This is a genomic window from Yoonia sp. SWMV100 (genome assembly GCF_056108365.1).
The window spans coordinates 22,072-34,890 of sequence record NZ_JBWBAQ010000005.1 but is presented as its reverse complement, the minus strand read 5'-3'; the positions used below and the strand labels follow the sequence as shown (position 1 = coordinate 34,890).

At 56.2% G+C, this 12,819-nt stretch carries 14 protein-coding genes; 6 read left to right on the top strand and 8 right to left on the bottom strand.

Annotated elements, in window-relative coordinates; translation table 11 throughout:
- Positions 1-252 precede the first annotated feature (252 nt).
- The 6 genes from ACXJGX_RS12210 (at position 253) to ACXJGX_RS12185 (ending at position 5,182) form a co-directional block, all read left to right on the top strand.
- Positions 253-426: a hypothetical protein gene (locus tag ACXJGX_RS12210; protein WP_474782036.1), complete on the top strand. Its 174-nt coding sequence runs from the start codon at positions 253-255 to the stop codon at positions 424-426.
- A 180-nt stretch (positions 427-606) separates the two neighbouring features.
- Positions 607-2,424 carry a membrane protein insertase YidC gene (gene yidC, locus ACXJGX_RS12205; protein ID WP_474782034.1) on the top strand — a complete coding sequence of 606 codons (1,818 nt, stop codon included), beginning with the start codon at positions 607-609 and terminating at the stop codon, positions 2,422-2,424.
- A gap of 64 nt (positions 2,425-2,488) precedes the next feature.
- Positions 2,489-3,136: a ribosome biogenesis GTP-binding protein YihA/YsxC gene (gene yihA / locus ACXJGX_RS12200; protein WP_474782032.1), complete on the top strand. Its 648-nt coding sequence runs from the start codon at positions 2,489-2,491 to the stop codon at positions 3,134-3,136.
- A gap of 17 nt (positions 3,137-3,153) precedes the next feature.
- Positions 3,154-4,008 carry an acetylglutamate kinase gene (gene argB, locus ACXJGX_RS12195; RefSeq protein WP_474782030.1) on the top strand — a complete coding sequence of 285 codons (855 nt, stop codon included), beginning with the start codon at positions 3,154-3,156 and terminating at the stop codon, positions 4,006-4,008.
- A gap of 5 nt (positions 4,009-4,013) precedes the next feature.
- On the top strand, positions 4,014-4,661 hold the full coding sequence (locus ACXJGX_RS12190; protein ID WP_474782028.1) for a ferredoxin: 648 nt from the start codon (positions 4,014-4,016) through the stop codon (positions 4,659-4,661).
- On the top strand, positions 4,658-5,182 hold the full coding sequence (locus ACXJGX_RS12185) for a SixA phosphatase family protein (RefSeq protein ID WP_474782026.1): 525 nt from the start codon (positions 4,658-4,660) through the stop codon (positions 5,180-5,182). The genes ACXJGX_RS12190 and ACXJGX_RS12185 overlap by 4 nt, the downstream gene beginning before the upstream one ends.
- Positions 5,183-5,283: 101 nt before the next feature.
- Here ACXJGX_RS12185 and ACXJGX_RS12180 read toward each other — a convergent pair whose 3' ends face one another.
- From ACXJGX_RS12180 to crcB, 8 genes are all read right to left on the bottom strand, one after another.
- Positions 5,284-6,066 carry an amino acid ABC transporter ATP-binding protein gene (locus ACXJGX_RS12180; RefSeq protein ID WP_474782024.1) on the bottom strand — a complete coding sequence of 261 codons (783 nt, stop codon included), beginning with the start codon at positions 6,064-6,066 and terminating at the stop codon, positions 5,284-5,286.
- A gap of 21 nt (positions 6,067-6,087) precedes the next feature.
- Positions 6,088-7,401 (bottom strand): amino acid ABC transporter permease, encoded by a 1,314-nt coding sequence (locus tag ACXJGX_RS12175; RefSeq protein ID WP_474782022.1) that lies wholly within the window; start codon positions 7,399-7,401, stop codon positions 6,088-6,090.
- A gap of 1 nt (position 7,402) precedes the next feature.
- Positions 7,403-8,620, bottom strand: coding sequence for an amino acid ABC transporter permease (locus tag ACXJGX_RS12170; protein ID WP_474782020.1), 1,218 nt, complete (start codon positions 8,618-8,620; stop codon positions 7,403-7,405).
- 136 nt (positions 8,621-8,756) lie between these two features.
- A complete protein-coding gene (locus tag ACXJGX_RS12165) occupies positions 8,757-9,776 on the bottom strand; it encodes an amino acid ABC transporter substrate-binding protein (protein WP_474782018.1) in 1,020 nt (339 codons plus the stop codon).
- A 215-nt stretch (positions 9,777-9,991) separates the two neighbouring features.
- Positions 9,992-10,702 carry an ATP12 family chaperone protein gene (locus ACXJGX_RS12160; RefSeq protein ID WP_474782016.1) on the bottom strand — a complete coding sequence of 237 codons (711 nt, stop codon included), beginning with the start codon at positions 10,700-10,702 and terminating at the stop codon, positions 9,992-9,994.
- Complete coding sequence (locus tag ACXJGX_RS12155; protein WP_474782014.1) at positions 10,699-11,376, bottom strand: HAD-IA family hydrolase; 678 nt, start codon at positions 11,374-11,376, stop codon at positions 10,699-10,701. Before ACXJGX_RS12155 ends, ACXJGX_RS12160 begins: the two co-directional genes overlap by 4 nt.
- Positions 11,369-12,424 (bottom strand): RluA family pseudouridine synthase, encoded by a 1,056-nt coding sequence (locus ACXJGX_RS12150; protein ID WP_474782012.1) that lies wholly within the window; start codon positions 12,422-12,424, stop codon positions 11,369-11,371. Before ACXJGX_RS12150 ends, ACXJGX_RS12155 begins: the two co-directional genes overlap by 8 nt.
- The gene (gene crcB, locus ACXJGX_RS12145; protein ID WP_474782011.1) at positions 12,421-12,798 is read right to left on the bottom strand and encodes a fluoride efflux transporter CrcB; all 378 of its coding nucleotides are present in this window, start codon (positions 12,796-12,798) and stop codon (positions 12,421-12,423) included. The genes ACXJGX_RS12150 and crcB overlap by 4 nt, the downstream gene beginning before the upstream one ends.
- Positions 12,799-12,819: the final 21 nt, after the last annotated feature.

Here is a 12,819-nt window from a genome sequence, read left to right as displayed (position 1 = left end):
TCAAAGGCGCGCCCGATGATGAATTTTGTTTCCTACGGGGCAGCTTTTAGCCTAACCTCTGGCTTTAAGACGCTCGAATTGAGAAACAATTTTATTTTTAGTCTATGATTTTAATAACTTCGTAAACGGCCGCAGGGTTGGCTTGCAAATATAAAAAGCGTATTGTGCGCGCGCAGGTATCTTAATGCTGCCTCATTTACACCCCTAACCGCCGCTAATATGGGGCAGTTAAAGGTCAGAAAGTAAGCATTTATGAAACAAACTTCCAAACTCACTGCGCCACATGACGCTGCCGCATCATCGTTCTATGGCCAGGACTTTGAAGCATTCGCGGCCCAGGTCGCACAGCTTGCCGCAAGTGATCCACGATTGGTTGCCGTCTTCCACCAAACCCGCGTCCACTATATCCAGTCACGCCAGAACTAATCCCCGGTCAAGCCTCCTGCGCGTCGTTTCAGAAATTATACCCGGTTTGGCCCACTCATTTGCGATTATAGGGGTCACAACTGCTTCAATACGTCCTTACATCCTGAAAACCGCTTGACCTTTCGGACCCTGACGGGTTGAACGGCCCTCAGATTTTCACGTGGAAATGGGTAGTTTCAGATGGACGACCAGAACAAGAACCTGATTTTGGCAGCGGTGCTCAGCTTTGCTGTCTTTATGGCATGGACCACCTTTTTCCCACCCGAAGATATCCCGATCGACCCATCCACCGGAACAACAATCAGCCAAGTTGATCCCGCGCTGCCGGCAACGGAACAGACCGGTGCTACGGGAACCGCCCCGACGACCACCGAAGCTTCTGCTGCTCCTGCGCCGCGCGTGCAGATCGTGACGCCATCACTCCAAGGGTCATTGTCGCTGCGCGGTGGCCGTATCGATGACCTCGCGCTGAGTGATTATCGCGAAACAATCGACCCAACATCGCCGATCGTGCAGCTTCTGCGCCCCGAAGGCGAAGCAGACGCATACTATGCAGCGTTTGGCTGGATCGGGGTTGACGGTATCGACGCAGCAAATGTGCCAACACCAGACACCATCTGGACCTTGGAAACCGGTGACGTGCTGACACCGGAAGCCCCCGTAACCCTGCTGTGGGACAACGGCGTGGGTCAGGTGTTTCGCACCATCGTTTCCGTCGACGAAAAATTCATGTTCAGCTTTGAACAAAGCATTGAAAACATGGGCGACACCGAAATTTCGGCACGCCCCTACGGCCTGATCCGCCGCCACGGGCTTCCCGACGGCAACAAATTCTTCATCCTGCACGAGGGTCTGGTGCGGATGACCGATGGCGCGCTGGAAGAAACCAAATACGACGACATCCAAGATTATGAACCCAGCGCCACCGAAAACGCGCTGGCTGAACGGCTCGAGGCGGAAACATCAGGTTGGATCGGCTATACGGACCACTATTGGATGTCGACCCTGATCCCTGAACAGGGCATGCCGTTCCGGTCCACATCAAAATATTACGAAAACCGGGCCTTGTTCCAAGCCGAAGCCGTGATGGCCGTCGAAACCATCGCCGCAGGTGCAACAGCCACCAACACGACCCGCTTTTTCGCAGGTGCGAAAGAATGGGAAACCATCAAGTCCTATGAAGACAACGAAGGCGTTGGCGGTTTCCTCGACAGCATCGACTGGGGCATGTTCTTTTTCCTGACGAAACCGATCTTTTGGCTGCTGCACACCCTGCACGGGTTGATTGGCAACATGGGCTGGTCGATTATCGCGCTGACCTTCTTCCTCAAGGCGCTTGTGCTGCCGCTGGCTTACAAATCCTACGTTTCGATGGCCCGGATGAAAGAACTCCAGCCGCAGATGGAAGAGCTGAAAGAAAAGTCCGGCGACGACAAGCAGGCGCTTCAGCAAGGCATGATGAAGCTTTACAAGGACAACAAGGTCAACCCGGCGGCGGGCTGTTTGCCAATGCTGCTGCAAATCCCGATCTTCTTCTCGCTTTACAAAGTGATCTTTGTGACAATCGAACTGCGCCACACCGCGTGGATCGGCTGGATCCAAGACCTGAGCGCGCCAGATCCATCATCAATCCTCAACCTGTTTGGCCTTCTACCGTTCGCAGTGCCAAATTTGGGGCCGCTTGAGATCTTGTCCCTTGGCATCCTGCCAATCTTGCTGGGCCTGTCGATGTGGTTGCAGCAACGTCTGAACCCGGCGCCGACTGACCCAACACAGCAAATGATCTTTGCGTGGATGCCATGGGTATTCATGTTCATGCTGGGGTCGTTTGCGTCTGGTCTTGTGCTTTACTGGATCACGAACAACACGATCACGTTCATGCAGCAGTACCTGATCATGCGTAGCCACGGGGCCAAGCCCGACGTTTTTGGAAACATCAAGTCAAGCGTGCGCCGCAAAAAGGCTGCCGCAGACGCCAAAGCCAAAGACGATAAATAGCCGTTCCGCGCGATGATCAGACGCGGTAAGGTGCATTGAAACGATAAGCCGAGGTGCTTGAAACATGGAAATGCGCTTTCCCGAAGCCGCGATGCCGGAACCTGACGAACTCGAAGCCGGGCGGCTTTTGTTTGCCGGACAAACAGAGTTCGTCAAAGGCGTCGTCGCAATGGACGGGCTGCCGCCCGCCGACCGGCTTGAGGTATGCTTTGCTGGCCGCTCGAATGTCGGCAAATCGTCTTTGATCAATGCGTTGACAGGCCGTAAAGGTCTGGCACGGGCGTCCAACACGCCCGGCCGCACCCAAGAAATCAACTATTTCACCGCGGGCGAATTTTATGTCGTCGATTTGCCCGGCTATGGCTTTGCCAATGCGCCCGTCGCCGTAGTCGAAAAATGGCAGCGTCTGCTGAAAAACTACCTGTCAGGCCGCCCCACCCTGCGCCGCGTGTTCGTGTTGATTGACGCGCGCCATGGGGCCAAAGCCGTCGACGAAGAAATCATGACGCTGCTCGACCGCTCTGCGGTGACGTTTCAGGTGGTGATGACCAAGGTCGACAAACTGCGCGGCGATGCATTGCAAGTCTCGCTTGATAAAACCCGCGCGGCACTGGCAAACCATCCGGCGGCCTACCCCGAACTTATCCTCACCTCTTCGGAAAAAGGCGAAGGTATCCCAACGCTTCGCGCCATCATTGCAGGTATATCATGAAAGCAAGGACACAGGACATGAACCGTGATTGGATCGCCACTGCCCGTACACTCTCCGAAGCACTGCCGTACCTGCAGCGCTATTCCGGGGCGATCGTGGTGGTCAAGTTCGGCGGCAATGCCATGGGTGACGCGGACGCAATGGCGCAATTCGCGCGCGACATTGTCTTGATGAAACAGGTCGGAATGAACCCTGTTGTCGTGCACGGTGGCGGCCCAATGATCAATGAAATGCTGGATAAACTTGGCATTAAGTCCGAATTTATCCGTGGCAAACGCGTCACTGATCAGGCAACTGTCGAAGTCGTTGAAATGGTGCTGACGGGTCTTGTGAACAAACGCATCGTACAGGCCATTATGGACGAAGGCGGGCGCGCTGTCGGCCTGTCGGGAAAAGACGACGACCTGATGGTCGCCGAAGCAGACGATCCCGAACTGGGCTTTGTCGGTCGCCCGGTCGAGATGAACGTCCAAGTGCTGCGCGATCTGTTCACTGCCGGTATTATCCCTGTGGTGGCCCCCGTCGCGACGGGCATGGATTTCCTTGAAACATTCAACGTGAACGGCGACACCGCTGCAGGCGCCATCGCAGGCGCGCTGAAGGCGGACCGCCTGCTGCTGCTGACCGATGTCCCCGGCGTCAAAGATGCCGATGGCAACGTGGTGACACAGCTTTCCCCCGAACTGGTGCGCGCAATGATCGCTGACGGCAGTATTTCGGGCGGGATGATCCCCAAAGTGGAAACCGCGCTTGATGCAATCGAAAAAGGCGTGCGCGCTGTTGTGATCCTTGACGGTCGGTTGCCAAACGCAAGCTTGCTGGAACTGTTCACCGAACACGGCGCAGGGTCGATCATCCGCGAACCGCGTTAACACGGATGCACACCGACCAAACAGGACTGCAACACGCCCTTGAGGGCGCGCGTTTGCAGGTTCTGGGCGAATTTCGGGTCAACGCCAATGACAGGCTGCCAGTCCAGTCAGGATCGCTCCTGCTCGTCGGGCCGGACGAGCCAGCATTCTGGCCGTATTTTACCACATCACCCGAATATACCGACGGGCAGGCAGACCCGCTGGACCGCTGGTCGCGCCGCACCCTTGATGCGATTGCGGCCACAGCTGGTGCCGTTGCACTGTATCCGTTTGGCGGACCTCCCTATCAGCCCTTCTATCAGTGGGCACTGCGTTCCCGACGCGCGTGGGCATCCCCCGTGGGGTTTCTGGTGCATGACCGGACAGGGCTATTCGTGTCATACCGTGGCGCGCTTGTGGTGCCTTGGGTGGTTGAAACCAATCCGGGCATTTGCCCCTGCGACACCTGCGCAGAAAAGCCATGTCAAACCACCTGCCCTGTTGGCGCATTGACCAAAGACGGCTACGCTGTACCCACCTGCAAATCCTATCTACGCACATCCGCAGGCCATACCTGTATGACAATGGGCTGCGCCGTCCGCCGCGCCTGCCCCATCGGTCAAGACCTTCGCATTTCTGCCCAATCCGCTTTTCACATGGATGCATTTTTATGACGCTACGCCTGATCCTGATCCGCCACGCTAAATCCAGCTGGGGTGACCCTTTTTCCGACGACCACGCCCGCGTATTGAACGCACGGGGACGGGCCTCGGCTGTGGCCATTGGGGAATGGCTGGCCAGCCATGGGTATATCCCTGACGACGTGCTCTGTTCCGACGCCACGCGCACGCGCGAGACGGCTGACCTGATCTTGCCGACCATGACACCGACACCCAAACTACGGCTCTCAGCGGGGCTGTATCACGCGTCCCCCGACATGCTGATGGATATGATGCACCGCGAAACCGTCCAAACAGTCGCGATGATCGGCCACAACCCCGGAATCGGCATGTTCGCCAGCGGCATGGTCGCCACCGCGCCCAAGCACGCACAATTCGCCGCCTACCCCACCTGCGCCACAACCGTGATCGATTTTGACGCGCCGCACTGGGGTGCGGTGCAGCGACATACAGGCAGATGCGTGGATTTCATCGTGCCGCGTGATTTGATTGGGACAACGGGTGTTGCGGGGTAAAACCCGGGCTATCGATAGGCCAGCGGCTGGGTCTTGATCCGGGACGCAGCCACAGCTGCGCCACAAATAAAAAGCCCCGGACATTGCCGGGGCTTTTGTTTTCAGTGTCCCAAGATCTGGCTTAGGAACAATTTGGTCCGTTCGGATTGCGGGTTGTTAAAGAACTCTTTGGGTTCGTTTTGTTCCACAATCTGGCCTTGGTCCATGAAAATAACCCGGTTCGCCACCGCCTGTGCAAACCCCATTTCGTGGGTCACGCAAAGCATGGTCATGCCTTCTTCGGCCAATTCAATCATTGTATCCAGCACTTCTTTGATCATCTCAGGGTCAAGCGCGGACGTCGGCTCGTCAAACAGCATGATGCGGGGCTTCATGCACAACGACCGTGCGATCGCCACACGCTGCTGCTGACCACCTGACAACATGCCGGGGTATTTATGGGCCTGATCGGGGATCTTCACCTTTTCAAGGAAATGCATCGCAATCTCTTCGGCTTCCTTTTTGGGTGTCTTACGGACCCAGATCGGTGCCAGCGTACAGTTCTCGAGGATCGTCAGGTGCGGGAACAGGTTAAAGTGCTGAAAGCACATGCCAACCTCTGACCGGATCTTGTCGATATTTTTCAGATCTGACGAAAGCTCTGTGCCATCAACAATAATGTCGCCCGCTTGGTGTTCTTCCAAACGGTTGATGCAACGGATCAGTGTCGATTTACCGGACCCTGACGGGCCGCAAATCACGATCCGTTCACCGCGCTGCACAGTCAGATTGATGTCGCGCAACACGTGGAAAGTGCCGTACCATTTGTTCATGTTGCGGATTTCAATCGCGACCTCATCCGAAACCTGCATATGGCTACGATCGATGGCGTGTTCTTGTGTCATTTCAACCATTGTCAGGTCTCCTTAGCGGTTTTCACGCTGGAGTTTTTTCTCCAGGTAAAGTGAATAGCGGCCCATGCTGAAGCAAAAGATAAAGAACATCAGGCCGATGAATACGTATAGTTCCCAGTAGATGCCGTTCCAGTCTGTGCTGGCGCGGATCGAGTTGATCAGCCCAAGCGGGTCAAGAAGCCCGATAAACACCACCAGCGTGGTATCTTTGAACAACCCGATAAAGGTGTTCACGATCCCCGGAATCGAGATTTTCAACGCTTGCGGCAGAATGATCAGACGCATCGCCTTCCAATAATCCAGCCCCAGCGCATCCGCGGCCTCGTATTGGCCCTTGGGCAGGGCAGCCAAACCACCGCGCACAACCTCGGCGATATACGCCGCCGAGAACAGTGTCACCATGATGATCACGCGCAGCATCAGGTCAAAGTTGGTGCCCGGTGGCAGGAAGTAGTTCAAAAGCAATGATGCCGTGAACAGCCACACAATCAGTGGAACGCCCCGGATGATTTCGATGAAAGCAACAGACAGTTTATTGACGATCATCAGCGGCGACTGACGACCCAGAGCCAACAAAATGCCCAGCGGCAACGATAGAAAGATTGCCGCGAAACCAATGACGATCGACAAAAGGAAGCCGCCAAAGTCTTTGGACGGGATATATTCAAGCCCGATTGGCAATATAGACCCAAGTCCCGATGCAATCGGCCCCGCCGCAAACAGCCAAAATACCAACGGCGCAACAATCGCCGCGATAATTGCGATCAGCCCGTTGATTCCCGCCAGCAAACGGAACACGGCATATCCAACGCCAAAGCCCAACGCAAAAGCAACAGGGCCCCAAATTGAACCGCCCCAAAGCAGAAGATACGCGATCAACGGAGAGACCGCCGAAAACGCCAGCGCTTTGCGCGGCAGGTTGTCAAACAGCACTGGTGCAAGACCGGCAAGGATAACAACCAATGCCACGACAGGGCGCCAATAGTATTCCTTGGGATAGAACCCAAAAAGCAATTGTTGCCAACGGTCGCTGATCACCGCAAAACACGCGGCTGATGCATCTTCGCCCAATGTGGCATTGCGAATTTCGCGGCATTCGGTCAGCGATGACGCATCCCAAATTCCGTTATAGAACCATGGGAAAAAGTGGCTAAACAGATACCAGACCGTCAGAATTGACAAAATGGTCAGGATCGCATTCAGCCAGCTTGAGAACAGGTTCTCGCGCAGCCATCTGATCGTACCCGTCTGCCCGATCGGTGGTGCCGACTGGGGCAGCATGGTGTCACGAACGTAGGTGACGGTTTGTGCATGTGTATCGCTCATATCACCGCTCCGCCAATTTTTTGGAATTGTTGTAGATGTTCATCACCGTCGAAATCGCCAGCGACAAGGCCAGATAGAACAGCCCCAGCAGCAGCATACATTCCAACGCGCGCCCGGTTTGGTTCAACGTAATCCCGCCCAGCGTGGCGCGAATATCCGGATACCCCACCGCAATCGCGAGGGACGAGTTTTTGGTCAGGTTCAGGAACTGCGAAATCAGCGGCGGAATGATGACCCGCATCGCTTGCGGCAAAATCACAAGGCTCATCGTGCGCTGCGGACGCATCCCTAGCGCAAATGCCGCCTCGGACTGGCCTTTGCTGACAGCCAGAATACCGGCGCGCACGATCTCTGCGATGAACGACCCGGTGTACAGAGACAACGCCAACCATAGCGCCAGCAGCGGGTTGCTGATCTGAATACCGCCCTTGAAGTTAAAGCCGCCTAATTCAGGGTAGGACAGCGTGACGGGGCCACCAAGGATAAAGTAGAACAGGATCGAGGGCACAATCGCGATCAACAGCGCAGGCCAGATCATCGGCAACAGCCGCCCCGTGTCGAACAATACCTTCTTCGCATATGAACGGTACACAAAGGCACCAATCACAGACAGAACAAACACCCCGACAAGGATCAGCGAATACTGCCCCCAAACCGGTCCGGGAATATAAACGCCCCGGTTCGTGACTGCGACAGTGTCAAACAGCTTCATTGCTGCAATACCACCCTCGCGGAAATCGCGGGGTTGCGGCATAGATTCGGTCATCACCGCATAGATCAGCAGGATCCACAGCAGCAGCGGCACGTTACGGAAACCTTCGACGTAAACGGCGGTCAGCCGGCTGACGATCCAGTTTTTCGACAGACGCAACACACCGGCAAGCACACCGATAATCGTGGCCGTGACGCAGCCCAGAACGGCGACCAGCAGTGTATTCAGAATACCAACGACAGCCGCGCGACCGTGCGTATCAGCACTGTCATAATCGATAAGGGTCGTGCCAATGTCATACCCTGCGCGGCTTTTCAAAAAGCCATAATCAGGTTCAAGCCCAAGATTGCCAAGGTTGGTCATCAGGTTGATATAAAGATACCCGATCCCCAGACAGACCAGCACCAAAGTCACAACCTGAATGGTCATGGAGCGGTAACGGGTGTCATAAATCAGCTGTTCCAACCGAAAGCTTTGCTTCGGCGGAATGTCCGTCGTTGTCGACATTACGTTCTCCCCAGGCTCCCGTTCTTTTTTGGTCGCTTCGGCCAGGTCCGAGGCGCCATGCGCGGGATGCTCTTTTTTACGTTATTTTAGCATAGAAAGCGAAAGGCCCGGATAAACCGGGCCTTTGCCGTCGTATTTAGCGGAAAGGTGGTGAATACAGCAGGCCGCCGTCAGTCCACTGTGCGTTCAGGCCACGTGCCAGCGCAATTGGTGTCGCTTCGCCGATGTTCGATTCGAACACTTCGCCGTAGTTACCACCAGCGGCAATCGCGTTCTTCGCCCATGCAGCGTCCAGACCGATCATCGCGCCCAGTTCACCTTCGGTACCCAGCAGACGGTTGATTTCTGGGTTGTTGGTTGGTGCAGCTGCCAGTTCTTCGATGTTGGCCGAAGTCACACCCAGCTCTTCAGCTGTGATCAGTGCGTTCAGTGTCCACATCACAATATCACCCCAGTCGTTGTCGCCGTGGCGAACAAGCGGGCCGAGTGGCTCTTTTGAGATGATTTCTGGCAACAGAACGTGGTCGGCAGGTGCTTCGAATGTTGCACGAGTCGCAGCCAGACCAGATGCGTCTGTTGTGTAAACGTCGCAAGCGCCAGCAAGGTACTGCTGTTGTGCTTCAGCGTTGGTCTGAATTGGCACAGGCTCATAGCTGATGTCGTTGGCACGGAAGAAATCTGCCAAGTTCAGCTCTGTTGTTGTACCAGTCTGGATACAAACAGTTGCGCCATCCAGATCTTTTGCAGATGTCACGCCAAGCGCCTTTGGCACCATGAAGCCCTGACCATCGTAGTAGTTCACGCCGACGAAATCAAATTTCAGATCGGTGTCACGGCTCATTGTCCATGTTGTGTTACGCGCCAGCATGTCGATTTCGCCGGACGACAGCGCAGTAAAACGTGTTTCGCCGGTTGTTGGTACAAACTCAACAGCAGTTGGGTCGCCAAAGATCGCAGCAGCAACAGCGCGGCATACAGCCACGTCAAAGCCTTCCCAAACGCCTTCAGCGTTCGGAGCAGCAAAACCTACAAGACCAGTTGTCACGCCGCAGTTCAGCGAGCCACGTGCTTTGACATCATCAAGGGTCGCAGCAGAAGCCATGCCGGCAGCCAAGCCAGCAATTGTCAGCGCGCCGAAGAATACGGTTTTTTTCATAGTTACCTCTTCCTGAGTTTCCGCCCTCTTAATGGAGGGCAGTCATTTTTCCGTCCCCAAGGACAGTCTTTGATAGCGATAGCGATTTCTCGCGCATCTGAGGCAGAGTGTGCGGAATCGGCTGGGGAGGTCAAGGGAAACAAGGCGGAAACACTGCGCATCTGCCATATTAAGAGGCTAATTTTCCGAAAAGTACGCAAATTAGGTCAGTTTCTTTAGGTTTGTGACAAGGCAAAGAAACGCGCGGCGTCCAAAAATGCGGCACGTTTGATCGCCTCTGTGGCGGCGGCATCATCATCATGTCCCCACTGTTCAACCTGCCAATGCTCGTCCACGCGCGATACCACCCAAGCGTGTTCAACATCCACCGCCTGTCGTGTCACCGCCAGCGCCAGAACCAGTGATCCTGACATGCTGATCAGGTCATGCGCCGCAGCCAAAGCAAAGTCATCAAAGGCAGCAACTTCGGCGGTCAGCCGGGCGAGCGCTGCCGGGTCTTGGGGCACGTGCATCACGCCTTCGCCAACTGCCAGCCGCACGTCCAGCGTATCCGCAGCCCATTCCAACAACGGGTCCCAATGTGCGGCCTGCCGTTCAATCAATCCGTCGGGGCCAGCGGCACGGTAACACAGCAAATCGCTGTCGCCATATTCCGCCAACAAGGCCACAACCTCGTCGCGTTGCGTGCGCACCTTGTCAATCGCGGCATTGGCCCCGCGCGTCACTGGCATTGTGCGTGGATCGATCAGTTTTTCTTGCGCGTCCCATTCCACTGCGATTGCTTCAGCCAGCGCGAGGGTCGGCACTGTCAGCGACGCCTTTGCCGGGGTTTTCACAGCCCGCCCATCCAACAGTACGGTAAATCCACCCTCGCAAACTGTGGGGGTGGCGGTTTTCCAGAAACGTTTTGGTTTCCAATCGCTCATCTCATCGGTCCTAACAAAGTGTCGATCGCGCCCGGCAACGCGGTAAAGTCATCAATCAAGATATCGGGGCGCAGCATTTCGGCGGGGTGATACCCCCAACTAACACCAATTTTGGCGACGCCAGCGGCGCGTGCCATGTCCATATCGAACGTGGTGTCACCGACCATCACGGCCCGCTGCTGCCCAATCCCCAGTTCGCTGAGCGCGGTCAGTATCATCGATGGGTTTGGCTTGGACGGATGGTGGTCGGCAACCTGTTCACTGTGGAACATCCCTGTCAGCCCGTAGCGTTCCAGCAGTTTATCCAACCCACGCCGGGATTTTCCTGTCGCGACCGCAAGCAACGTGTTGTCTTGGCCCGCCAAAATATCCAACACCGCCAAGGCACCCGGAAACAACAGGCTTTTTTCGGCAGTGCCGTCCGCACCGCGCAAGGCGTTGAACGCGTCCTTGTAGGCCTGCACAAGGCTGGCCAGCACCACATCGTCCGCGTCCGGACACAATTGGCGAAATGCCACATCCAATGACAGGCCTACAATCGACAACACCGCTGTGCGCGGCAGCATCGGCAGACCGTTGGCGGCAAACGACATCTCCATCGCAGCCATGATTTCGGCCTGACTGTCGACAAGTGTGCCGTCGACGTCGAATATCACAAGGCGCAGATCACTCATCAGGCATATTGAACGGATCGACAGGCGCGTGGCCTACAACCCACCCCACAAAATCCCAAGTGTTTTGCATGTGCTCTGGCAAGGGCGCTGTGACGTGCAAGGTTTTGCCTGTCGCCGGGTGCTCAATCGTCATCGACCGCGCGTGCAAATGCATTTTGCGGCCGATCTCGCTGCCCATGCCGGCACCCCAGCCATCACCAAGGTTTTCCTGACTGGACCCGCCGTATTTGCCATCGCCAATGATCGGATGCCCGATTTCGGCCATATGGGCACGTAGTTGGTGGGTGCGGCCCGTGATCGGGACCAGCGCGCACCACGCGGCGCGGCTGGCCAGCGTATCCATCACCGCATAGTCGGTGGTCGCGCGCTTTGCGCCTTCGGTGCTGTCTACATCGCGCGGATGCACACAGCGCATTTTTTCGTTCTCGCCGCCATGACCATGCCCCGGGGCCTTGACCAATCCGTATTTGATCGTACCCGCACGCGGATGCGGCACGCCTGCGACAGCGGCCCAATAAATCTTGCGGGTCTCGCGGTGTTTCATATTTTCGGTCAATTGCTTGGCCATCATCCGTGTGCGCGCCAAAAGCAAGACACCCGACGTATCCTTATCCAAACGATGCACCAAGCGCGGCTTTTCTTCGTAACCAAAGGTCAGCGCCTCGGCCATACCATCGACGTGGCGGGTCGTCTTGGAACCCCCTTGCGTGGCCAGACCAGCCGGCTTGTTGATCGCAATGATGTGGTCGTCTTTATAGATGACCAGCGATTGGATCAGTTTCGCATCTGCCTTGGTCACGCCCGATTTCATCAGCGATGCGGTCGCTGCCACCTCTTCCTCGGACGGGAGCGGTGGGATACGGATCTTTTGTCCGACCTCAAGACGGGTATTCGTTTTCACCCGCCCCCCGTCGACACGCAATTCACCCTTGCGGCACAGCTTTTCGATGCGGCCTTGGGTCAGATGCGGGAACAGGCGGCGCAAATAGCGGTCAAGCCGCTGATCGCCGTCGTCTGGGCCGATAATCCGTGTTTCTACGCCGCTCATGCCAATACCATCCGTGTCAGGGCCATTCCGGCCATAATTGCAATTAATCCGACCAGCACTGTGCCAAACACATAGGCTGCCGCCGGGACGATCTGACCACGCTCGAACAAGGTCACCGCATCCAGTGAAAACGCCGAAAACGTGGTGAACCCGCCCAGCACGCCGGTCATCAGGAAAGGTGCAAACCGCATCCCGCCCTTGTTGGCCAATGTCACTATCATCACGCCCATTAAGAATGACCCGATCACATTGACGGCCACGGTCCCCCACGGAAAACCGATCCCGATCAACCGCGTCGCCGCGACATTCACGCCGTACCGACCGACAGCGCCAATCGCGCCGCCCAAAGCCACTGAAATTACTGGTGTCATCATGTCGTGTGCCTTGGCCTGTTC